Raw genomic sequence first — 22826 nt, forward strand, 5'->3', positions numbered from 1 at the left:
ATCTCCCGCACAGAAGCAGAGCCTTCCGTGGTCATCTGCGTAGTCATACGGCTCTTCTCTGTGATCACCCTGTGACGCGCCTGGGGAGGAGGCCTGTGACACGTCTGTGACAGTCGGCGGACACGTCCATGAAGTGCCCCGGGCAAGCTTTTGCACACAAGCACGGCAGGCAGGGAAACCGGACTCCACGACGGGGGGCGCGAGATGAACACGCTGCACAGCACGAGCACAAGCGCAGTGGTCACGCGTCTTCACGACGTAGTCCGGAACGCAGAGAAGTCCGGTGCCGTGAGCGGGCGGGGGTGCGCTCGCGGCACCGGGCGTCAGCACACCGGGTCGTACATGACGGTGGTCGACGCGGGGGGACAGGCTCACGGGGGAGCCGCGTACGGGGAGGTCACGGGGGAGCGCCGTTCGGTGTCGGAAGCGGAGTTCACCGCCTACGTCCAAGAGCGCCGCGCCTCCCTGTACGCAACCGCCTACCACCTGACCGGTGACCGGTTCGAGGCCGAGGACCTGCTGCAGAGCGCACTGTTCTCGACCTACCGGGCCTGGGACCGGATCAGTGACAAGGCCGCGGTGGGGGGCTACCTGCGGCGGACGATGACCAATCTGCACATCAGCGCCTGGCGTCGTCGCAAGCTGAACGAGTACCCGACCGAGGAACTGCCGGAGACCGCCGGTGACACGGACGCGATGCGCGGCACCGAGCTGCGCGCCGTGCTGTGGCAGGCGCTCGCCCGGCTGCCCGAACTCCAGCGCACCATGCTGGTCCTTCGTTACTACGAGGGCCGCACGGACCCGGAGATCGCGGAGATCCTCGACATCAGTGTCGGCACGGTGAAGTCCAGCATCTGGCGGTCGCTCCGCCGGCTGCGCGAGGACGAGGTCCTCAGCTTCGGCCGTGACGAGGAGGAATCCTTCGGGGAGCTCGTCGCCTGAAGGTCTGGGGGAAGCAAGTAACGGGGGAGGTACCGGGGGAAGCGGGGGAGCGGTACCGGGGGGAACCGCCGGGGTCGGGGGACCACGGGGGAGCACGAGAGGCGGGACTGGAGGGCCGGGGGGGTCCGTCCAGTCCCGTTTTCGTGTGCACGGGGCCGGTGACGGACGTGCGTGCCCCGGTGGCGTCACCGGGGCACGCGTACAACGTCCTAGGCCGCGCTCCGCGTTGTCGCGCACCGTCCCGCCGCCGCGTCCGCCAGTCGTCCCAGTGCCTCGTCCCGGTCGCACGCGTGCGCGCCCAGGACCCGCTGCCGGGCCACGATCGAACGCTCGGCGCGCATCAGCCGCCAGCCGCGGCGCAGCAGGAACGGGGCGGACTTGCGGCCCTCCCTGAGGTCCCGGAGGAAGCGGCGCCGGAAGGTGGTGACCGGGCCGCGGGTCAGGCACAGCGCGTCGGCCAGTACGCCGAGTTCCCGGCAGCGCCCGACGACCTCGGCGGCGAAGATGCCCTCCGCGATGAACAGCGGGGTCCGGTCGATGTGGAGCGTCTCCTCGCCGGTGCGCGCGCTCAGCGAGATGTCGTACACGGGGATGGTCGTACGGCCCGTGCGGCACAGCTCGGTGATGGCGGCGACCGCGGCGTCCGCGTCCCAGGACAGCGGGTGGTCCCAGTCGATGTCGGAACTCCCCTCCACCTGGGGCAGTGTCGGGTCCGTGCCCTCCTTGTAGAAGTCGTCGAGCCGCAGCACGGGCAGGCCCGAGCGGGCGGCGAGGAGGGACTTCCCGGAGCCGGACGGGCCGGAGAGCAGCACGACGCGGGTGGGTATGGGGGGATGGGAACTCACGAGAGTCCAGTGTGCGGCATCACGCCGTCCGTGCCGACCCCGCGGGTCGCCGTTGGTGCGCACATCACACCTCAACTACCCTACGTGTCGACCCGATTACCTTGCGCAGCAGAAGGTGGCACCAGCCATGGCACGACACGTACCCCTGAAGAAGCAGACCGCCCAGCGCGCCCTGGCTGCCCTCGCGACGGCGGGCGCGGCTCTCGGGGCGGGCGCGGGCGCGGCCGTCGCGGACGCCGAGCCCGTCCTCGACGTGATGCGCACCCGGCCCAGCTCGCTCGGCAACATCGACCCGCAGGCCGGGCTCGCGGCGCTGACCGGCACGGTGGGGTACGTCACGGGACCGCTCGAGGGCCTGAAGCCCAACCCGCTGGCAGGTACGGGAGTCGACCCGCTCGACAACGGGATCGGTACGCAACTCGCCGACTTCAAGCCGCTGTCGTCGCAGGCCCTCACGGGACCGCTGGCGCAGGCCCCCTCGGTGAGCAGCATCCCCGTGGTCGGCCAGGTCGCCGGGCTGCTGCACTGAACGAGAAGAGAGCCGCGCTCCCCCTGGACGGAGGGGAAGCGCGGCTCTCCGGCGAGCGGGACCCCGGGGACACGGTCGGGGTCCCGGGACCAGGGAGGCCGTGAACGGCCTCGTACGGCTTGCCGGGTGCGGCTCAGACCGCGGTGGTGCGACTCAGTAGGACGAGCCGGAGACGCCCAGGGCGCCCGTCGGGTGCCAGACCGTCTTCGTCTCCAGGAAGGCCGTGAGGCGCTCGATGCCCGGCGTCACGAAATAATCCACAGCCTGTGGACGGACGACCCGCTTGAGGTTGTCCGCGGCCGCGATCTCCAGCTCCTTCGCGAGCACGTCGTCGGCGCCCGCGAGGTCGATCGCGTTGACGTCCTGGTGCGCGGCGAGCGGCGCGGCGATCTCCGCCGTCCCGCCGGAGAGGACGTTGACGACTCCGCCGGGAAGGTCGGAGGTGGCCAGCACCTCGCCCAGCGACAGCGCCGGGAGCGGGGAGCGCTCACTGGCGATCACGACGACCGTGTTGCCGGTCGCGATCACCGGGGCGATCACCGAGATCAGGCCCAGGAAGGACGACTCCTGCGGGGCCAGGGCGACGACCACGCCCGTGGGCTCCGGGGTGGAGAGGTTGAAGTACGGGCCCGCCACCGGGTTGGCGCCGCCGATCACCTGGGCGATCTTGTCGGTCCAGCCCGCGTACCAGACCCAGCGGTCGATCGCGGCGTCGACGACCGCGGCCGCCTTGGCCTTCGACAGGCCCTCGGCGTCCGCGACCTCCCGGACGAACTGGTCCTTGCGCCCCTCCAGCATCTCGGCGATGCGGTAGAGGATCTGGCCGCGGTTGTACGCGGTCGCGCCGGACCAGCCGCCGAACGCCTTGCGGGCGGCGACGACCGCGTCCCGCGCGTCCTTGCGGCTCGCCCGCGGCGCGTTGGCCAGCCACTTGCCCTTCGAGTCCGACACCTCGTACACCCGGCCGCTCTCGCTGCGGGGGAACTTGCCCCCGACGTACAGCTTGTAGGTCTTGAAGACGCTCAGACGGTTCTGTTCCGACTTCTCGGACTTGTCAGACATCGAGGTACGCCTCCAGGCCGTGGCGGCCGCCTTCGCGGCCGAAGCCCGACTCCTTGTAGCCGCCGAACGGCGAGGTCGGATCGAACTTGTTGAACGTGTTGGACCAGACGACACCCGCGCGGAGCTTGCCCGCCACCGCGAGGATGCGGGAGCCCTTCTCCGTCCAGATGCCGGCGGAGAGGCCGTACTGGCTGTTGTTGGCCTTGGCCACGGCCTCGTCGGGCGTCCGGAAGCTGAGGACCGACAGCACCGGGCCGAAGATCTCGTCGCGGGCGATGGTGTGCGCCTGGGTGACGTTCGTGAAGAGCGTCGGGGCGAACCAGTAACCGGCGGAGGGGATTTCGCACGCCGGGGACCAGCGCTCGGCGCCCTCGGCCTCGCCCTGCTCGGTGAGCGTCTTGATACGGGCGAGCTGCTCGGCGGAGTTGATGGCGCCGATGTCCGTGTTCTTGTCGAGCGGGTCGCCGAGGCGCAGGGTCGACAGCCGGCGCTTGAGCGAGTCCAGCAGCTCGTCCTGGATCGACTCCTGTACGAGGAGCCGGGAGCCGGCGCAGCAGACCTGGCCCTGGTTGAAGAAGATGCCGGTGACGATGCCCTCGACGGCCTGGTCGATGGGGGCGTCGTCGAAGACGATGTTCGCGCCCTTGCCGCCCAGTTCGAGCGTGACCTTCTTGTGCGTGCCCGCGACCTGGCGCGCGATGGCCTTGCCGACGGCGGTGGAGCCGGTGAAGGCCACCTTGTTCACGTCCGGGTGCTCGACGAGCGCGGCGCCCGTGTCGCCGTACCCCGGAAGGATGTTGACGACGCCCCTGGGCAGGCCCGCCTGGCGGCAGATGTCCGCGAAGAAGAGGGCGGAGAGCGGGGTCGTCTCGGCGGGCTTGAGGACGACCGTGTTGCCGGTCGCCAGGGCCGGGGCGATCTTCCACGCCAGCATCAGGAGCGGGAAGTTCCAGGGGATGACCTGGCCCGCGACGCCCAGCGGGCGCGGGTCGGCGCCGAAGCCGGCGTGGTCCAGCTTGTCGGCCCAGCCCGCGTAGTAGAAGAAGTGCGCGGCGACCAGGGGGAGGTCCGCGTCGCGGGTCTCCTTGATGGGCTTGCCGTTGTCCAGGGTCTCCAGGACGGCCAGTTCGCGGCTGCGCTCCTGGATGATCCGGGCGATGCGGAACAGGTACTTGGCGCGCTCGGAGCCGGGCAGCGCCGACCACTTCGCGAAGGCCTTGCGGGCGGCCCGCACCGCGCGGTCGACGTCCTCGGCGCCGGCCTGGGCGACCTCGGAGAGGACCTCTTCGGTGCTCGGGGAGACGGTCTTGAAGACCTTGCCGTCGGCGGCCTCGGTGAACTCGCCGTCGATGAACAGCCCGTACGACGGGGCGATGTCGACGACGGAGCGGGACTCGGGCGCCGGTGCGTACTCGAAAGCGGATGTGGATGCCATGGTTATCAGTCCACCGTCACGTAGTCGGGGCCGGAGTAGCGGCCGGTGGCCAGCTTCTGACGCTGCATCAGCAGGTCGTTCAGGAGCGAGGACGCGCCGAAGCGGAACCAGTGGTTGTCCAGCCAGTCCGCACCCGCGGTCTCGTTCACCAGGACCAGGAACTTGATGGCGTCCTTGGACGTGCGGATGCCGCCGGCGGGCTTCACGCCGATCTGTACCCCGGTCTGCACGCGGAAGTCGCGGACGGCCTCCAGCATGAGCAGGGTGTTGGCGGGCGTCGCGTTCACCGCGACCTTGCCGGTCGACGTCTTGATGAAGTCGGCACCGGCCAGCATCCCGAGCCAGCTCGCCCGCCGGATGTTGTCGTACGTCGACAGCTCGCCGGTCTCGAAGATGACCTTCAGACGCGCGGCGCCGGAGGCCTCCTTCACGGCGACGATCTCCTCGTACACCTTCATGTAGTTGCCCGCGAGGAACGCCCCGCGGTCGATGACCATGTCGATCTCGTCGGCTCCCGCGGCGACCGCTTCGCGCACGTCGGCCAGCTTCACGTCCAGCGCGGCGCGTCCCGCCGGGAACGCGGTGGCGACCGAGGCGACCTTCACGCCGGAGCCGGCGACGGCTTCCTTGGCGGCGGTCACCATGTCGGGGTAGACGCAGACGGCGGCGGTGCTGGGTGCCGTGCGGTCCGTCGGGTCCGGGTGGACCGCCTTGGCGCCGAGCGCCCGCACCTTGCCTGCGGTGTCCGCGCCTTCCAGCGTCGTCAGGTCGACCATCGAGATGGCGAGGTCGATCGCGTACGCCTTCGCGGTCGACTTGATGGAACGGGTGCCGAGCGAGGCGGCGCGCGCCTCCAGGCCGACCGCGTCGACGCCGGGCAGCCCGTGGAGGAAGCGGCGCAGCGTGCTGTCGGACGCGGCGACGTCCGTGAGTGCATGAGCAGCGGATGCAGTGGTGGGCATGGTCACGAGGGGAGCATATCTACGCGCGTAGCGGCTGTACACCCCCGGTGGTCGAAGTGAGCTCGGCCACCGGATACGGGCACAGTCACCCCTGTCGGGCAGAATCGGAGCCATGACGACCCCGGACCACCAGTCTCCCGCATCCGACACCTCGCGACCCGAGTCGCCGGACCGGATCTACCGGTCGCCCGCGGGTATCGCGGGCGGCGTGCTGCTGCTCGCCATCGCGGGCTGGCTGGGCATCGACGCGCTGATCGCCGGGCACGGGCGCACGCCCTGGCTGGCCCTCGCCTCGCTGATCCTGCTCGTCCCGCTGGTGGTCGCCTTCACCCTGCGCCCGGCCGTCTACGCGAACGAGGACCGGCTGCGGGTGCGCAACCCGTTCCGGCTGATCGTGCTGCCCTGGGCCACCGTCGCCTCGCTGCGCTCCGGATACTCCAACGAGGTCGTCGACGCCTCCGGCACCAAGTACCAGCTGTGGGCGGTGCCCGTCTCGCTGCGTGGCCGCAAGCGGGTCGCCAGGCGGCAGGCCCGCGGCGCCGCGGTGGACAGCAGCGGCCGTACGTCCGCCGTCGCGACCGAGTCCCCCCGCGCCCAGGGCGACCAGATCATGGACGACCTGCGCCAGCTCGTCGACACCCGGGCCGCGGCGGAGACCTCCCAGGGCGAGGTCACGGTGCGGTGGGCGTACGAGGTGGTGGGACCGGCGGTCGCGGGAGCGGTGCTGCTGGTGATCCTGCTGCTGATGGGCTGAACCGGCCTGTGGCGGGTTGAGCCCTTTGCTGTGTTGGACCGGCCTGTGCTGTTGCCGTAGGGACCGCGGAAGCCCCGGCCGGGAGAATCAGGCCGGGGCTTCCTTGGTGCGGGGCTTCCGCTGTTCGGGGCGTTGGTGGTGCGGGGCGTTCGTGGTTCAGGGTCTCAGATGCCGGCTGCCGCCGACAGGTCCTGCTTGATCTTGGTCAGCAGGTCCGTGGCCTTGGCGCGGGCCGCGGGGAGGTCGTCGTGGGTGTCCACCGGCACCACGACCTCCAGGTAGCACTTCAGCTTCGGCTCGGTGCCGCTCGGGCGGACGATGACGCGGGCGCCGTCCAGCGTGTAGCGCAGACCGTCCGTCGGCGGCAGCTTGTCCGTGCCCTGGGTGAGGTCCTCGGACTTCGTGATCGCCAGGCCCGCGAGCCGCGTCGGCGGCTCGTCGCGCAGGCGCTGCATGGCCTGCGCGATCAGGGACAGGTCCTCCACGCGCACCGACAGCTGGTCCGTGGCGTGCAGGCCGTACTCGACCGCGATGTCGTCGAGCAGGTCGAGGAGCGTACGACCGCCCGCGACCGAGCCGTCGGCGGACCCGGCCTTGAGCTCCGAGGCGAGCTCGGTGATGAGCAGGGCCGCCGTGATGCCGTCCTTGTCGCGGACGCCCTCGGGGTCGACGCAGTAACCCAGCGCCTCCTCGTATCCGTACCGCAGGCCGTCCACCTTGGCGATCCACTTGAAGCCGGTGAGCGTCTCCTCGTACGGCAGGCCCGCCTTCTCGGCGATCCGGCCGAGGAGGGAGGAGGAGACGATCGACTCGGCGAACGTGCCGCGCGCGCCCCTGCGGACCAGGTGCTCGGCGAGCAGCGCGCCGACCTCGTCGCCACGGAGCATGCGCCACTCGGCGCCGTCCTTCACCGCCGCCGCGCAGCGGTCCGCGTCCGGGTCGTTCGCGATGATCAGGTCGGGCTCGACCTCGCGGGCCTTGGCGAAGGCCAGGTCCATCGCACCCGGCTCCTCCGGGTTCGGGAACGCGACCGTGGGGAAGTCCGGGTCGGGTTCCGCCTGCTCGGCGACGAGGACGGGCTCCGGGAAGCCGGCCCGGGCGAAGGCCGCGAGGAGCGTGTCCTTGCCGACGCCGTGCATGGCCGTGTAGACGGTGCGCGCGGTGCGGGGGGAGTCCTGGGCGAGTACGGCGTCCGTGCGGGCCAGATAGGCGTTCAGGACGCTGTCGTCGAGGGTCTCCCAGCCGGAGTCCGGGCGGGGCACGTCGGCGAGGGCGCGGACGGCGTCGATCTCCGCCGCGATCTCCGCGTCCGCAGGCGGCACGATCTGGGAGCCCTCGCCGAGGTAGACCTTGTAGCCGTTGTCCCGGGGCGGGTTGTGGCTGGCGGTGACCTCCACGCCCGCGACCGCGCCGAGGTGCCTTATGGCGAAGGCCAGGACCGGGGTGGGCAGGGGGCGCGGGAGAACGGCGGCACGGAGGCCGGCGCCGGTCATCACGGCCGCGGTGTCGCGGGCGAAGTCGGCGGACTTGTGCCGGGCGTCGTAGCCGATGACGACCAGGCCGTCCGTCTGCCCCTTGCTCCTGAGGTACGCGGCGAGGCCGGCGGCGGCGCGGATGACCACGGAGCGGTTCATCCGCATCGGGCCCGCGCCGAGCTCGCCGCGCAGGCCCGCGGTGCCGAACTGGAGGGTGCCGCTGAAGCGTGCGGTGAGCTCCGCGGTGTCCTCGGCGTCGATGAGCTTGGCGAGTTCCTCACGGGTCTCCGCGTCGGGGTCCTCGGCCAGCCACGCCTTGGCCCGTGCGGTGAGTTCGTCCTGCACGTCTGGTCAACCTCTCGTTCGTCGTACGTCGCTGTGTGCCCCGAGGGGTGCGGGGCTGTGCCTCGCGGGGTGCGGGCGGGGGGTTCTCGCCCCCTCCGCCCCTACCCTTCCCGTATTCGGGGGCTCAGCCCCCGGACCCCCGTATCGCGCTGCCGCGCTCGTCCTCAAACGCCGGACGGGCGGAAACTGCCCGGAGGGGACGGGACTACAGCCGGTCCAGCACCTTGGTGAGGAGCGCGCCCATCCGGGCGGCGGAGTCGCGGCCGGCCTGGAGGACCTCCTCGTGGTTGAGGGGCTCCCCGGTCATACCGGCGGCGAGGTTGGTGACGAGCGAGATGCCGAGCACCTCCGCGCCGGCCTCGCGCGCGGCGATGGCTTCGAGGACGGTCGACATGCCCACCAGGTCCGCGCCGATGACACGGGCCATCCGGATCTCCGCCGGCGTCTCGTAGTGCGGGCCGGGGAACTGCGCGTAGACGCCCTCTTCGAGGCTGGCGTCGATCTCCTTGCACAGGGCGCGCAGCCGCGGCGAGTACAGGTCCGTGAGGTCGACGAAGTTCGCGCCCACGATCGGCGAGGTCGCCGTGAGGTTGAGGTGGTCGCTGATCAGGACCGGCTGGCCGGGGCGCATGCCCTCGCGCAGACCACCGCAGCCGTTGGTCAGCACGATGGTCTTGCAGCCGGCGGCGACGGCGGTACGCACCCCGTGCGAGACGGCGGCGACTCCACGGCCCTCGTAGTAGTGCGTACGGCCCAGGAAGACCAGCGCGCGCTTGTCCCCGATCCGGTACGAGCGGATCTTGCCGCCGTGGCCCTCGACCGCCGGCGGCGGGAAGCCGGGCAGGTCGGTGACCAGGAGCTCGGCCTCGGGGTCGCCGAGGGCGTCCACGGCCGGCGCCCAGCCGGAGCCCATCACAAGAGCGACGTCGTGGGTCTCGGCGCCCGTGAGCTCACGCAGGCGCGTGGCGGCGGCGTCGGCGGCGGCGTGGGGGTCGCCCTGGAGGTCGTCCGGAAGAAGAGATGCGTTCACGCGCATGAGCGTAGCCGGTCCGGGCCTACGCGCGTAGATGACAGAGCTCACGGTCTTGCGATCGTTGTCTTGTCGTTTCCAACAAAGGGAGAGAGAAGGCCGAACGGGAGGGAACAGGGCCGGCAGCGGCGGGGCGGCTCAGCACGGCCGCTTGCGGAGTTCCATCACGTAGTCGTGGGGAGCCCCGGCCGACTCCGCGGCGTCGGCGAGCTCACCCAGGTAGCGGGCGGACGGCAGACCGCCCTCGTAGCCGTTCAGCACGTACACCCACGCGGGCTCCTCGCCCTCCATGGTGTGGACCCGCACCCGCATACGGCGGTAGACGTCGAGACCGACGCCCTCCCACCGGTCCATCGAGTCCTCGTCCAGGGACGCGATGTCGTACAGCGCCACGAACACCTGCGAGCGCGGTGCCTCGACGATCGTCGCCAGTGCGCCCTCCCAGCCCATGTGCTCGCCGCCGAACGTCAGCCGCCAGTCGTTCAGCCAGCCCGTGGCGCGCAGCGGCGAGTGCGGGGCGCGGCGCGTCATGAGCCGCGGGTCGAGATTGCCGGCGTACGCGGCGTAGAGCGACATGGGGTCGAGGGTACGGCAGCAATGACAGACGTCTCTCGTGCATCAGAAGTCGCTCGAATGCACGGGCGGCGGCCCCCGGGGCGAAGCACCTTGGCGGGTGCGGGACAATGGAGTACGTGACTCGGATCGTGATCATCGGTGGCGGACCCGGCGGATACGAGGCGGCCCTGGTGGCCGCCCAACTCGGCGCGGAGGTGACCGTCGTCGATTGCGACGGCCTGGGCGGGGCGTCGGTGCTCACCGACTGCGTCCCGTCGAAGACCCTCATCGCGACGGCCGAGGTGATGACCACCTTCGATTCTTCGTACGAAGAACTCGGCATCATCGTCGCCGACGACACGCCCCCCGCGGAGCAGGCGGCCCGGGTGGTCGGGGTCGACCTCGGCAAGGTCAACCGCCGGGTGAAGCGCCTCGCGCTCGCCCAGTCCCACGACATCACCGCGTCCGTGACGCGAGCGGGCGCCCGGGTGCTGCGCGGCCGTGGCCGGCTCGACGGGCAGCAGGCCATGGACGGGTCCCGGAAGGTCGTCGTACGGGCCGCGGACGGGAGCGAGGAGACCCTCGTCGCCGACGCGGTGCTGATCGCGACCGGCGGGCACCCCCGGGAGCTGCCCGACGCCCAGCCCGACGGCGAGCGGATCCTGAACTGGACCCAGGTCTACGACCTGGACGAACTGCCCGAAGAACTGATCGTGGTCGGCTCGGGTGTCACCGGTGCCGAGTTCGCCGGTGCTTATCAGGCGCTCGGATCGCGCGTCACGCTGGTTTCCAGCCGTGATCGCGTACTGCCGGGCGAGGACCCGGACGCCGCGGCCGTCCTGGAGGACGTCTTCCGCCGCCGGGGCATGAACGTCATGGCACGCTCCCGCGCCGAGTCCGCCAAACGGGTGGGCGACCGGGTCGAGGTCACCCTCGCCGACGGCCGGGTCATCACCGGGTCGCACTGCCTCATGGCCGTCGGCGCCATTCCGAACTCCAGCGGCATGGGGCTGGACGAGGCCGGCGTCCGGGTCAAGGACTCCGGGCACATCTGGACCGACAAGGTGTCGCGGACGACGGCTCCCGGTGTGTACGCCGCCGGTGACGTGACCGGCGTCTTCGCCCTCGCGTCCGTGGCCGCCATGCAGGGCCGCATCGCCATGTACCACTTCCTCGGTGACGCGGTCGCCCCGCTGAACCTGAAGACCGTGTCCTCGAACGTCTTCACCGACCCGGAGATCGCGACCGTCGGCTACACCCAGGCCGACGTCGACGCCGGCAAGATCGATGCCCGGGTCGTCAAGCTGCCGCTGCTGCGCAACCCGCGCGCCAAGATGCAGGGCATCCGCGACGGCTTCGTGAAGATCTTCTGCCGGCCGGGTACGGGGATCATCGTGGGCGGTGTCGTCGTCGCGCCGCGCGCCTCCGAACTGATCCATCCGATCTCGATCGCGGTCGACAACAACCTGACGGTCGAACAGATCGCGAAGGCCTTCACCGTGTACCCCTCTCTCTCGGGCTCGATCGCCGAGGTGGCACGACAGCTGCACACCCGGAAGTCCGGGGACGAGGCCTGACGTCCGGACGGGACCGAGACTGACGTCCGGATGTGACGCGGCGTACGGAAACAGGTGACGTGCCGTACGGCCGCGGGTGGGTTCTCTGCGACCGGCGGCCGGGCGCCGCGGGGTCTCGCGCGAGGCGCCGGGCGGGGGCGCCGTACCGCTTGAGGTGATTTCCCGCTGGTCACGGGGAGTTGCCGACCATTCTCGCGGCATAGGCGAGCGGCGTAGGCACGTATACCACTTCCAGGGCTGGTGTGCGAACAACTTCTGTTATTCGGCGCAAACTGCTGAAAGCAGACGGTCGTTGGGGTTACTGTCAGTTTCGTGTTCGCTGCAGAACGTCGCCAATTGATCCTCGAAATGGTGCGAGCGAACGGGGCCGTGTCGCTCCGTGAGCTCGCCCGCGTCGTCCAGACCTCCGAAGTGACCGTACGGCGGGACGTGCGCGCACTGGAGGCAGAAGGACTCCTCGACCGCCGGCACGGCGGTGCGGTATTGCCGGGCGGGTTCACGCGAGAGTCCGGCTTTCCGCAGAAATCACATCTCGCGACCGCTGAGAAGACGGCCATCGCCGACCTCGCCGCGGGTCTCGTCGAAGAGGGCGAGGCCATTGTGGTCGGGGCGGGTACCACCACGCAGGAGCTGGCTCGCCGGCTCGCGCGGGTGCCCGGGCTGACCGTCGTCACCAACTCCCTGTTGGTGGCTCAGGCGTTGGCCCACGCCAACCGTGTCGAGGTCGTGATGACCGGCGGCACGCTGCGCGGATCCAACTATGCGCTGGTGGGGAGCGGTGCGGAGCAGTCCCTTCAGGGGTTGCGGGTATCCCGTGCCTTCCTCTCGGGGAGTGGTCTGACCGCCGAGCGCGGGCTCTCCACCTCCAACATGCTGTCGGCGTCCGTCGATCGCGCGCTGGTGCAGGCGGCCGGGGAGGTCGTCGTCCTCGCCGATCACACCAAGCTCGGGACCGACACGATGTTCCAGACGGTGCCGACGGATGTCATCACCCGGCTGGTGACGGACGAGCCGCCCGGGCACGACGATCGTGCGGCCACGGAGTTGCAGGCCCTGGCGGATCAGGGTGTGCAGATCGCGGTGGCCGGCGGGTCGGCGTCGAGTGGTGCGGGTGGCGATACGGTCCCGGCGGGGCGCCAGCCGCGCCGGGAAGTGCCGCTGCCCGGGCCGCGCCGTGGGCAGGTTCCGGGCGCCCAACTGCGCAGCGCGACCGTCCTGGGGGAGCAGCCTCCGGGGGAGCGGGCGCGGGTTGCGGACTTGCGTCGGCGGTAGCTGGCGGGGTGCCTTTCGCTGGCGGGGGCGCCTTGGGCGGGGTCGGTTCGCTTCGCTTCGCCTCGCTTCGCCTCGCCTCGCCTTGGTTCGCGTCGCCTCGGTTCGCCTTGCCTCGGTTCGCGTCGCGGTCTCGCGTCGCGCCTGTGGGTGGGGCGGGGCCGTGCCGGTACATCCGCCCGTCGCCCTACCGGCTGTGCTGTCTTCCGGGGGCGCTCTGTGGGTGTTCTCGCGTATGGCGACGGGCATTTGATGTACCGGCACGGCCCCTTCGGTGCGTGGGCGGGTAGCGGGTGCGTGGCGGGTGCGGGCCCTCGGTGGGCTGCTGTTGGTGTTCCTGCGTGCGGCAGGCGTCGTTGCTGCGGGCAGGGGGCAACCGGTCCTCCGCGTGCTGCCCGGGGTGACCGAGCTCCTTGCTGCACCTCGGCTCCGGTCGTACGGGGCGGTGCGCCTCGTGGCGTGCGTGGCTGCATCGCCGTACCGGTGGGCACGCCGTTGTCCTGCTCGACTCCTGGCGGGCGGTTGGCGAGATCGTGGTCGGCTGTGACCCCGCCGGGGAAGACGAAGCGCCCGGCGGACTGACTGCTCCAGTCCGCCGGGCGCTTCGGATGTCGGACGAACGGCCGCGAGGGTCAGTCCTTGATCTCGCAGATGGCGGCGCCCGAGGTGATGGACGCGCCGACCTCGGCGCTGAGCCCCTTGATGGTGCCGGAACGGTGGGCGTTCAGCGGCTGTTCCATCTTCATGGCCTCCAGGACGACGATCAGGTCGCCCTCCTTGACCTCCTGGCCCTCCTCGACCGCGATCTTGACGATCGTGCCCTGCATCGGGGAGGCGAGGGTGTCGCCGGAAGCGGCCGGGCCGGACTTCTTGGCCGCGCGGCGCTTGGGCCTGGCGCCCGCCGCAAGGCCGGTGCGGGCCAGCGACATGCCCAGCGAGGAGGGCAGTGAGACCTCCAGGCGCTTGCCGCCGACCTCGACGACGACCGTCTCGCGGCCGGGCTCGTCGTCGGTGTCCGTCTCCGCGGGGGTCGCGAACGCCGGGATCTCGTTGACGAACTCGGTCTCGATCCAGCGGGTGTGGATCGTGAACGGCGCGTCGGAGCCGGTCAGTTCCGGCGCGAACGCCGAGTCCCTGACGACCGCGCGGTGGAAGGGGATGGCGGTGGCCATGCCCTCCACCTGGAACTCGTCCAGCGCGCGTGCGGCCCGCTGCAGGGCCTGCTCGCGGGTGGCGCCGGTGACGATCAGCTTGGCGAGCAGGGAGTCCCAGGCCGGGCCGATGACCGAACCGGACTCGACACCGGCGTCCAGGCGGACACCCGGGCCGGACGGCGGGTCGAAGAGGGTCACGGTGCCGGGCGCCGGCAGGAAGCCCCGCCCCGGGTCCTCGCCGTTGATGCGGAACTCGAAGGAGTGGCCGCGCAGTTCGGGGTCGCCGTAGCCGAGCTCCTCGCCGTCGGCGATGCGGAACATCTCGCGGACCAGGTCGATGCCGGCGACCTCTTCGGTGACCGGGTGCTCCACCTGCAGACGGGTGTTGACCTCCAGGAAGGAGATCGTGCCGTCGACGCCGACGAGGAACTCGACGGTGCCCGCGCCGACATAGCCGGCCTCCTTCAGGATCGCCTTGGAGGAGGAGTAGAGCTCCTCGACCTGGGCGTCCGACAGGAAGGGGGCGGGGGCCTCCTCGACCAGCTTCTGGTGGCGGCGCTGCAGCGAGCAGTCACGGGTGGAGACGACCACCACGTTGCCGTGGGTGTCGGCCAGGCACTGGGTCTCCACGTGCCGCGGCTTGTCGAGGTAGCGCTCGACGAAGCACTCGCCGCGGCCGAAGGCGGCGACGGCCTCGCGCACGGCGGAGTCGTACAGCTCCGGGACCTCTTCGAGGGTGCGGGCCACCTTCAGACCGCGCCCGCCGCCACCGAAGGCGGCCTTGATCGCGATCGGCAGCCCGTGCTCGCGGGCGAACGCGACGACCTCGTCGGAGCCCGAGACCGGGTCCGGGGTGCCGGCCACCAGCGGGGCACCGGCACGCTGGGCGATGTGCCGGGCGGCGACCTTGTCGCCGAGGTCACGGATGGCCTGCGGCGGCGGGCCGATCCAGATCAGGCCCGCGTCCAGCACGGCCTGGGCGAAGTCCGCGTTCTCGGACAGGAAGCCGTAACCGGGGTGGATCGAGTCCGCCCCCGAATCGGCCGCCGCCTGCAACACCTTGGCCATGTCCAGATAGCTGGTTGCCGGGGTGTCACCGCCCAACGCGAACGCTTCGTCCGCCGCACGGACATGCAGAGCGTCCCGGTCCGGTTCCGCGTAGACGGCAACGCTCGCGATCCCGGCATCCCGGCACGCCCGGGCCACGCGGACAGCGATTTCGCCACGGTTGGCGATGAGCACCTTGCGCACGATGGCTCCCTCCTTGAAACAAGCCGAGTTTAGGGACTGCCGACACGACCTTTCGACCCGTCCCCAATGGTGAGCTTGCCCACACGGAGCGTGATTCGAGGCTCGCTCGACCCGCGAAAACCCTTGTCGCACCGCGGTACGAGGGAATCCTTGTCTGAACCCTAGCCCTCCGGTGTGGTCAAGGTCTCTGTGAAGGCGTGCTGCGGCCCACAGGGTTTCTTTGTGGAGTCCCTACGAATGGCCCAACGATTCTTTGCCCTGCGCAGAGCCCTTGTCCCGCGGTTTACCCGTTAGTAGCGTTCGGATGGCTCGAACTACTTGGGGTAACAGCACGCGGAAGTGGGTGGGACCGGTGGTGCGCAGACCGGTGGCGTGGGTGGCGGCGATCGTGCTCTTCGTGGAGGCGGTCGGCATTGCGCTGCTGAACTGGTTCCTCGGCATCGTCGTCGACCGTCAGGACATGTCCCTGGCCGGGCTCGACCCCGACACGATGGCCGTCTCCTCGAAGGTCGCCGGGCTGTTGTTCGGCCTCTACTTCGCGGTGTGCGGCCTGGCCGCCCTGCTGGTCGCCCTGCGCGACCGCCCGCCGGCCGGCTTCGGCCGCATCCTGCTCATCAGCGCCGCCGTGGTGCACGCGCTGCTCGGGGCGTTCGCGGTGGGCCTGGTGGGCTGGGCCGCGTTCGCGTTCATGATGGTGGTGCTCGGGCTGATCCTGCTCATTCTGATGGCGTACGACCGTCTGCCGGACCCCGTGGACGCCGTACCGGGGAGCGGTGGCGGTGGCGGTGGTGAGGGCGACGGTGGCGGCGCGCCCGTCACGGCGCCGCCGGCCCCCTCGGCGACCTGATCGGTCCCAGCGCCTGTCCGGGCGGATCATGCGGTGGGTCGCGCCCTGTTTCCGGGCACCGTAGGACGGAACCGCAGGATCCGCCGGACAGACCCTAGGCCGGTGTCCACAACTCGGTGATTCCCACGCCCAGTTCGGCAAGCAGTCGGCGCACCATCGGCAGGGAGATGCCGATGACGTTGCCGTGGTCGCCGTCGATGCCCTCGATGAACGGCGCCGAGCGGCCGTCGAGCGTGAACGCGCCGGCGACGTGGAGGGGCTCGCCCGAGGCGACGTACGCGGCGATCTCGGCGTCGGTCGGCTCGCCGAAGCGGACCACGGTGGACACCGTCGCCGACTGGTAGCGCTTGGCCGCCGTGTCATAGATGCAGTGCCCGGTCTGAAGCGTCCCGATCCGGCCGCGCATCGCCTTCCAGCGGGCGGTGGCCTCCTCGGCGTCGGCGGGCTTGCCGAGCGCCTCGCCGTCCAGGTCGAGGACCGAGTCGCAGCCGATCACCAGGGCGCCCTGGACCTCGGGCTTCGCCGCCACGACCGAGGCCTTCGCCTCGGCCAGGGCGAGCGCGAGCTCGGCGGGGGTCGGGGCGGTGACGGCGTCCTCGTCGACCCCGCTCACGATCACCTCGGGGGCCAGTCCGGCCTGCCGCAGCAGTCCGAGCCGGGCGGGGGACTGGGAGGCGAGGACGAGGCGGCGGCGTGGCTGATCAGTCATGCGGTCAGGGTATCGGCGCGGTCATGGCGCCGTCCTGGGCGCAGTCTTGATGCCGCGGGCCGTAGGTGCGACCGCCGTCCCAGGTGCGGTCCTGGCGCGCTGCCCGCTGCCGAGGTCCAGGTCGCAGGTGGTCACCTGACGCCGAGGACGATCATCGCGAGCACCATGGCGAGTGCCATGAGAACGCCCAGCCGCCGCAACATCTTCTGCATGTCGCGGAGCTCCTCGGGGGGCTCGTTCTCGGGGTCGGACCACAGCATGCTCTCGATCGTGCGACGGCACGGGCGCGCACGCCTGAGTACGCGTACTCAACTTGCGTAAACGGGTCTGGGGTTTCTTTAGGGCGGGAGCTCCTGCTACGGTCATGAGCATTGCTAAAGGGACTCTGGTCCCTTTTAGGGAGGGAACTGTCGTGTTCACCACTGCCTGGACCGCCTCGCCCCAGCTCCCCGCGGAGGGCTTCACCCCCAACTGGTCGCGGGAGGGTTTCTGGCGTCAGTCGCTGCGCCAGATCGTCCGCGTCACCGCGGGCGGCCCCCGGATGCGTGTCCAGCTGTCGAACGCGTACGGCGCCTCGCCCCTGAGGATCGCGGGCGCCACCGTGGCCCGTACCGCGGCGGGCCCGGCCGTCCGGCCCGGCACACTGCGGCGGCTGACCTTCGCCGGGGCGGACGCCGTCGAGATCCCGGCGCGTGGTCACGCCGTCAGCGACCCGGCCGAACTCGCCCTGGAAGCGGGTGAGTCGATGACCGTCACGCTCCACCTCGACGCCGTCACCGGTCCCGCGACCTTCCACGCGCAGGCCTTCGCGACCGCCTACCGGGGTCCGGGCGACCGGCTGGCGGACCTGACGGGCGAGGGCTTCGACGCGTCCAGCGAGTCCTGGTACTTCCTGTCCGCCGTCGAGGTCGACGCGGGCCGCGCGGACGCGGTGGCGCTCCTCGGGGACTCCGTCACGGACGGCTTCGGATCGACCCCGGGCGCCGACCGCCGCTGGTCCGACGCGCTCGCCGAGCGCACCGGGCGACCCGTCCTCAACGCGGGCATCGGCGGGAACCTGCTGCTCAACGACTCGGCCTGGTACGGCGAGAAGGCCGTCCACCGGCTCGGCCGCGACGTTCTCGACCACCCGGGCGTCGACACGCTCGTCGTGCTCCTCGGCCTCAACGACATCGGCTTCAGCGAGACGGACGAACAGCCGACCTACCGGCCCGCGCCGGTCGTGGAGAGCGACGAACTCATCGACGGTTACCGGGAGTTGATCGCGCAGGCCCACGCGAGGCGGCTACGGGTGATCGGTTCGACCCTGCTGCCCCTCGGCGGCTCCGACCACTGGGGCGAGCACGCGGCGAAGGTGAGCCACGAGGTCAACGAGTGGATCCGCGGCTCGGGGGAGTGGGACGCGGTGGCGGACCTCCACCGCGCGCTGGCCGACCCGGTGGACCCGGACCGGCTGCACCCGGCGTACGACTTCGGCGACCACCTGCACCCGAACGACGCCGGGTACGCGGTGATGGCCGAAGTCCTCGCCGAACAACTCTGACCGGGGCGGGTCAGCCGGGCCAGTACGTGCGGCCCCACGCCGTCGGGCCCGGCGGGGGCAGCCGTCGGCCGGCGATGCGGGACGGGTCGGCCCAGGAGTCCCGGGGCCCGGGCGCGCCGGACGGCGTACCGGCAGCCGCCGCGGCGCGCACCTGTACGACCGCCAGAGCGGCGGCCAGCTCCTCCGGGGTCGGATTGCCCCGTACGACCTTGATCGTCATGTCTGCTCCCAAGGGTCCCGGGGTCTAGAGGGGGATGTTGCCGTGCTTCTTCGGAGGCAGTGATTCCCGCTTCGTACGCAGTTGACGCAGACCCCGTACGAGGTGGGCGCGGGTGTCGGACGGCATGATCACGCCGTCGATGTAACCGCGCTCGGCCGCCGTGTAGGGATTGAGGAGGGCGTCCTCGTACTCCTGGATGAGGCGGGCCCGGGTCGCCTCCTGGTCGTCGGCGGCCGCGATGGTGCGCCGGTGCAGGATGTTGACCGCGCCCTGCGCGCCCATGACGGCGATCTGCGCGGTCGGCCAGGCGAGGTTCAGGTCGGCGCCGAGGTGCTTGGAGCCCATGACGTCGTACGCGCCGCCGAAGGCCTTGCGGGTGATGATCGTGATCAGCGGGACCGTCGCCTCCGCGTACGCGTAGATCAGTTTGGCGCCGCGGCGGATGATGCCGGTGTGCTCCTGGTCGACGCCCGGCAGGAAGCCCGGCACGTCCACGAAGGTGAGGACGGGCACGTTGAACGCGTCGCACGTCCGCACGAACCGCGCGGCCTTCTCGCTCGCGTCGATGTCGAGACAGCCGGCGAACTGCATCGGCTGGTTGGCGACGATGCCCACCGGGCGGCCCTCGACCCGGCCGAAACCGGTGAGGATGTTCGGCGCGAAGAGCGGCTGCGTCTCGAAGAACTCCGCGTCGTCCAGGACGTGTTCGATCACCGTGTGCATGTCGTACGGCTGGTTCGCGCTGTCCGGCACGATCGTGTCCAGCTCGCGGTCCTCGTCGGTGACGGTGAGGTCCGCCTCCTCGGGGAACGCCGGGGCCTCGCTGAGGTTGTTGGACGGCAGGTACGACAGCAGCTGCTTGACGTACTCGATGGCGTCCTTCTCGTCGCCCGCCATGTGATGGGCCACGCCCGACACGGCGTTGTGGGTGCGGGCGCCGCCCAGTTCCTCGAAGCCGACGTCCTCGCCGGTGACCGTCTTGATCACGTCGGGGCCGGTGATGAACATGTGCGAGGTCTGGTCGACCATGACGGTGAAGTCGGTGATCGCGGGCGAGTACACCGCGCCGCCCGCACAAGGGCCGACGACCAGGCTGATCTGCGGAATGACGCCCGACGCATGGGTGTTGCGGCGGAAGATCTCGCCGTACATGCCGAGCGCGCTGACGCCCTCCTGGATGCGGGCGCCGCCGGAGTCGTTGATGCCGATGACCGGACAGCCCGTCTTCAGGGCGAAGTCCATCACCTTCATGATCTTCTGCCCGAAGACCTCGCCCAGGGCGCCGCCGAAGACCGTGAAGTCCTGGGAGAACACGGCGATCGGACGGCCGTCGACCGTCCCGTACCCGGTGACGACACCGTCGCCGTACGGCCGCGTGTGCTCCATGCCGAAGTCGGTCGAGCGATGCTGCGCGAACTCGTCCAGCTCGACGAAGGAGCCCTCGTCGAGGAGGAGTTCGATGCGCTCACGGGCCGTCAGCTTGCCCTTGGCGTGCTGCTTCTCGACGGCGCGCTCCGAGCCGGCGTGCGTCGCCTCCTCGATGCGGCGCTGCAAGTCCGCGAGCTTGCCCGCGGTCGTGTGGATGTCGATCTCATGGATCGCCTGGCGCTCTTCCGGCTCGGACATCGGGATGCGGCTCCCTGCCTGCTCAAAGGGGACGTGAGGGGGACGTGCTGAGGAGGTGCTGAGACGTACTCGGGGGAGATTGCTACTGACTCGTAGGGTAGTGGTGCGGATACGGTTCGGCAGTGCGGCGTTTACCACACCTAGGGTGGGTTGCATGACGCCGCGAGATGCAGCAGACGCGAACGACAAGCGTGACGACGGCCCTGGTGACGGCCCGGGCGCGAGCCGCTGGTCCGACCTGGACCGCCCGCCCCTCAACTCCGTCGCCCTGCGCCGCGCGCTGGTGCGCGAGGACGGGCTCTGGAGCTCCGTCGAGGTGGTGCAGCGGACCGGCTCGACCAACTCCGACCTCGTCGCCCTCGCCGCCGCGGGCAAGGTGGCCGAGGGCGCGGTCCTGGTCGCCGAGGAGCAGGACGCCGGACGCGGGCGGCTGGACCGCCGGTGGACCGCCCCCGCCCGCTCGGGCCTCTTCTTCTCCGTCCTGCTGAAGCCCGCCGAGGTGCCCGTCGAGCGCTGGGGCTGGATCCCGCTGCTCACCGGGATCGCGGTGGCGACGGGCCTCTCGCGGGCGGCGGGCGTCGACACGGCACTCAAGTGGCCCAACGACCTGCTGATCACCGTCGACGGCGAGGAGCGCAAGGCCGGCGGCATCCTCGCCGAGCGGGCCGGCGCCGACGGGGTGGTCGTCGGCATCGGCGTCAACGTCACGCTCCGTGCGGACGAGCTGCCGGTCCCCGGCGCCGGATCGCTCGCGCTGGCCGGAGCGGTGTCCACGGACCGTGACCCTCTGCTGCGGGCCGTCCTGCGCTCCCTGGAGCAGTGGTACGGCAAGTGGCGCGACGCGGGCGGCGACCCGGCCGCCTCCGGCCTCCAGGAGACGTACGCCGCGGGGTGCGCCACGCTCGGGCGGTCGGTGCGGGCCGAGCTGCCCGGGGACCGGTCCATCACCGGGGAGGCGGTGGCCGTGGACGGGGACGGGCGGCTGGTGCTGGCCACCGGAGAGGGCGTGCAGGAGCCCGTGGGGGCGGGCGACATCGTGCATCTGCGCCCGGCGTGAATCGTGCGTCCGCGCACCCGGCGTGCATCGTGCGTCTGCGCCCCGGCGTGGATTGTGGGCCTGCGCCCGGCGTGCATCGTGCGTCTGCGCCCCCCCCGGCGTGCATCGGCGCCTGCGCCCCGGCGTGGATCGTGGGCCTGCGCCCGCGTGAATCGCGCTTGTGCGCCTGGTGCGGGTCGGGCTGTCGGCCCGTTCGGCGTCCGCTGAGCGGGCCGTACCGGGGGCGGCCGCTTCGCGGGGCGGGCCGGAGCGGGGAGAGTGGGGAACTCCGAGGTCAGCCCGGCAGCCGTACGCGTCGGGAGTGAGCCACAGCACACCTGCCGTAGAGTTGAGCGCGGTCGATACCTGACCGCGGCAGATCGGAAGGGCAGCAGGCGTGACCGTCGACGACACGGGCTCCGGCACGGGCGAACACCCCGGCGCCGACGGCGAGCCGGAGCGTGCCGCCCGGCCGGTCGCCGACTCGTCTCCCGCGCGGTACGACTCGGACGCCAGAGCGGACACGCGCACCTCCCGCGCCGACACCCACGACCGCATGGACGACCCGGACGATCCGGACGAGGAGCACGACCCGCTCGCCCTGCGGCTCGAACAGCTCATCCTCGGTGCCGAGCGGCGCTACACCCCTTTTCAGGCCGCACGCAGTGCGGGCGTCTCCATGGAGCTGGCGTCCCGTTTCTGGCGGGCCATGGGCTTCGCCGACATCGGCCAGGCCAAGGCGCTGACCGAAGCGGACGTGCTCGCCCTGCGCCGGCTCGCCGGTCTCGTCGAGGCGGGGCTGCTCAGTGAGGCCATGGCGGTCCAGGTCGCCCGGTCCACCGGCCAGACCACCGCCCGGCTCGCCGAGTGGCAGATCGACTCCTTCCTGGAGGGCCTGACCGAGCCGCCCGAGCCGGGCATGACCCGCACCGAGGTGACGTACCCCCTGGTCGAGCTGCTCCTGCCCGAGCTGGAGGAGTTCATCGTCTACGTCTGGCGGCGCCAGCTCGCCGCCGCGACCGGCCGCGTCGTCCAGGCCGCGGACGACGAGGAGATGGTCGACCGGCGGCTCGCCGTCGGCTTCGCGGACCTGGTCGGCTTCACGCGCCTGACCCGCCGTATGGAAGAGGAGGAACTCGGCGAACTGGTCGAGGCCTTCGAGACCACGGCGGCCGACCTGGTGGCCGCGCACGGCGGCCGGCTCATCAAGACCCTGGGCGACGAGGTGCTGTACGCGGCGGACGACGCCGGCGTGGCCGCCGAGATCGCCCTGCGCCTCATCGAGACGATGGCGAACGACGAGACGATGCCGGAGCTGCGCGTCGGCATCGCGTTCGGCACGGTGACGACCCGTATGGGTGATGTCTTCGGTACGACGGTGAACCTGGCCAGCCGGCTCACGTCGATAGCGCCACGGGATGCCGTCCTGGTGGACGGCGCCTTCGCGGAGGAACTGGTCCGCACCGGCGATGCCCCCGCCTCCGAGGCGGAGGCCGCCGAGGCCGCGGCCGCCGCGGAGAAGGAGGGCGAGGAGCCGCCCACGTACCGCTTCGCGCTCCAGCCGATGTGGCAGCGGCCCGTCCGTGGACTCGGCGTGGTCGAACCCTGGCTGCTCACCCGCCGCTCCCCGACGCTCTAGCCGTACGCGGGTCCGGCCCGG

21 protein-coding genes are annotated in these 22826 nt (G+C 71.2%); 9 read left to right on the plus strand and 12 right to left on the minus strand.

The genetic code is table 11. From position 1 onward, the window contains the following. The first annotated feature begins 204 nt into the window (after positions 1–204). Positions 205–942 carry a SigE family RNA polymerase sigma factor gene (locus ACFWM2_RS15115; protein ID WP_383278582.1) on the plus strand — a complete coding sequence of 246 codons (738 nt, stop codon included), beginning with the start codon at positions 205–207 and terminating at the stop codon, positions 940–942. A gap of 209 nt (positions 943–1151) precedes the next feature. On the opposite strand, the gene ACFWM2_RS15120 is transcribed toward ACFWM2_RS15115, so the two are convergent. Then, entirely contained in the window at positions 1152–1787 is a 636-nt protein-coding gene (locus ACFWM2_RS15120; RefSeq protein ID WP_383278585.1) for a uridine kinase, read from the minus strand. Between the two features lie 127 nt (positions 1788–1914). On the opposite strand from ACFWM2_RS15120, the gene ACFWM2_RS15125 reads away from it, so the two are divergent. Then, on the plus strand, positions 1915–2316 hold the full coding sequence (locus ACFWM2_RS15125) for a hypothetical protein (RefSeq protein ID WP_383278588.1): 402 nt from the start codon (positions 1915–1917) through the stop codon (positions 2314–2316). A gap of 153 nt (positions 2317–2469) precedes the next feature. Here the strand turns inward: ACFWM2_RS15125 and ACFWM2_RS15130 are convergent, their stop codons facing one another. From ACFWM2_RS15130 to deoC, 3 genes are read right to left on the minus strand one after another with little or no spacing between them, the layout of a single operon-like run. After that, on the minus strand, positions 2470–3378 hold the full coding sequence (locus ACFWM2_RS15130) for an aldehyde dehydrogenase family protein (protein WP_383278591.1): 909 nt from the start codon (positions 3376–3378) through the stop codon (positions 2470–2472). Next, complete coding sequence (locus ACFWM2_RS15135; RefSeq protein ID WP_383278593.1) at positions 3371–4813, minus strand: aldehyde dehydrogenase family protein; 1443 nt, start codon at positions 4811–4813, stop codon at positions 3371–3373. The genes ACFWM2_RS15130 and ACFWM2_RS15135 overlap by 8 nt, the downstream gene beginning before the upstream one ends. A gap of 5 nt (positions 4814–4818) precedes the next feature. Continuing rightward, a complete protein-coding gene (gene deoC / locus ACFWM2_RS15140) occupies positions 4819–5775 on the minus strand; it encodes a deoxyribose-phosphate aldolase (protein ID WP_383278595.1) in 957 nt (318 codons plus the stop codon). A 112-nt stretch (positions 5776–5887) separates the two neighbouring features. Here deoC and ACFWM2_RS15145 point away from each other — a divergent pair, with 112 nt between their 5' ends. Further along, on the plus strand, positions 5888–6529 hold the full coding sequence (locus ACFWM2_RS15145; protein WP_383278597.1) for a PH domain-containing protein: 642 nt from the start codon (positions 5888–5890) through the stop codon (positions 6527–6529). A gap of 164 nt (positions 6530–6693) precedes the next feature. On the opposite strand, the gene ACFWM2_RS15150 is transcribed toward ACFWM2_RS15145, so the two are convergent. From ACFWM2_RS15150 to ACFWM2_RS15160, 3 genes are all read right to left on the minus strand, one after another. Beyond that, entirely contained in the window at positions 6694–8349 is a 1656-nt protein-coding gene (locus ACFWM2_RS15150) for a phospho-sugar mutase (protein WP_383278600.1), read from the minus strand. A 205-nt stretch (positions 8350–8554) separates the two neighbouring features. Continuing rightward, positions 8555–9379 carry a purine-nucleoside phosphorylase gene (locus tag ACFWM2_RS15155; protein WP_383278602.1) on the minus strand — a complete coding sequence of 275 codons (825 nt, stop codon included), beginning with the start codon at positions 9377–9379 and terminating at the stop codon, positions 8555–8557. A 138-nt stretch (positions 9380–9517) separates the two neighbouring features. Then, entirely contained in the window at positions 9518–9955 is a 438-nt protein-coding gene (locus ACFWM2_RS15160; protein ID WP_383278605.1) for a gamma-glutamylcyclotransferase, read from the minus strand. 107 nt (positions 9956–10062) lie between these two features. Between ACFWM2_RS15160 and ACFWM2_RS15165 the strand changes: the two genes are divergently transcribed. Then, positions 10063–11511, plus strand: coding sequence for an NAD(P)H-quinone dehydrogenase (locus tag ACFWM2_RS15165; protein WP_383278608.1), 1449 nt, complete (start codon positions 10063–10065; stop codon positions 11509–11511). A gap of 312 nt (positions 11512–11823) precedes the next feature. Further along, a complete protein-coding gene (locus ACFWM2_RS15170) occupies positions 11824–12783 on the plus strand; it encodes a DeoR/GlpR family DNA-binding transcription regulator (protein WP_383278611.1) in 960 nt (319 codons plus the stop codon). A gap of 629 nt (positions 12784–13412) precedes the next feature. On the opposite strand, the gene ACFWM2_RS15175 is transcribed toward ACFWM2_RS15170, so the two are convergent. Continuing rightward, complete coding sequence (locus ACFWM2_RS15175; protein WP_383278614.1) at positions 13413–15185, minus strand: acetyl/propionyl/methylcrotonyl-CoA carboxylase subunit alpha; 1773 nt, start codon at positions 15183–15185, stop codon at positions 13413–13415. Between the two features lie 352 nt (positions 15186–15537). Here ACFWM2_RS15175 and ACFWM2_RS15180 point away from each other — a divergent pair, with 352 nt between their 5' ends. After that, positions 15538–16032: a hypothetical protein gene (locus tag ACFWM2_RS15180; RefSeq protein ID WP_383278617.1), complete on the plus strand. Its 495-nt coding sequence runs from the start codon at positions 15538–15540 to the stop codon at positions 16030–16032. Between the two features lie 94 nt (positions 16033–16126). On the opposite strand, the gene ACFWM2_RS15185 is transcribed toward ACFWM2_RS15180, so the two are convergent. Beyond that, the gene (locus ACFWM2_RS15185) at positions 16127–16741 is read right to left on the minus strand and encodes a Maf family protein (RefSeq protein ID WP_383278620.1); all 615 of its coding nucleotides are present in this window, start codon (positions 16739–16741) and stop codon (positions 16127–16129) included. A 131-nt stretch (positions 16742–16872) separates the two neighbouring features. Next, positions 16873–17001, minus strand: coding sequence for a morphogenic membrane protein MmpB (mmpB, locus tag ACFWM2_RS15190; protein WP_383278623.1), 129 nt, complete (start codon positions 16999–17001; stop codon positions 16873–16875). Between the two features lie 152 nt (positions 17002–17153). Here mmpB and ACFWM2_RS15195 point away from each other — a divergent pair, with 152 nt between their 5' ends. Next, on the plus strand, positions 17154–18284 hold the full coding sequence (locus ACFWM2_RS15195; RefSeq protein WP_383278626.1) for an SGNH/GDSL hydrolase family protein: 1131 nt from the start codon (positions 17154–17156) through the stop codon (positions 18282–18284). Positions 18285–18294: 10 nt separating this feature from the next. On the opposite strand, the gene ACFWM2_RS15200 is transcribed toward ACFWM2_RS15195, so the two are convergent. Beyond that, on the minus strand, positions 18295–18504 hold the full coding sequence (locus ACFWM2_RS15200; RefSeq protein ID WP_383278628.1) for an acyl-CoA carboxylase subunit epsilon: 210 nt from the start codon (positions 18502–18504) through the stop codon (positions 18295–18297). Positions 18505–18528: 24 nt separating this feature from the next. Beyond that, the gene (locus ACFWM2_RS15205; RefSeq protein WP_383278631.1) at positions 18529–20130 is read right to left on the minus strand and encodes an acyl-CoA carboxylase subunit beta; all 1602 of its coding nucleotides are present in this window, start codon (positions 20128–20130) and stop codon (positions 18529–18531) included. Positions 20131–20284: 154 nt separating this feature from the next. Here ACFWM2_RS15205 and ACFWM2_RS15210 point away from each other — a divergent pair, with 154 nt between their 5' ends. Then, entirely contained in the window at positions 20285–21187 is a 903-nt protein-coding gene (locus ACFWM2_RS15210) for a biotin--[acetyl-CoA-carboxylase] ligase (protein WP_383278633.1), read from the plus strand. 535 nt (positions 21188–21722) lie between these two features. After that, entirely contained in the window at positions 21723–22805 is a 1083-nt protein-coding gene (locus ACFWM2_RS15215; protein WP_383279741.1) for an adenylate/guanylate cyclase domain-containing protein, read from the plus strand. Positions 22806–22826 lie beyond the last annotated feature (21 nt).

Source organism: Streptomyces sp. NPDC058371 (genome assembly GCF_042723265.1).
Classification (GTDB): Bacteria; Actinomycetota; Actinomycetes; order Streptomycetales; family Streptomycetaceae; genus Streptomyces.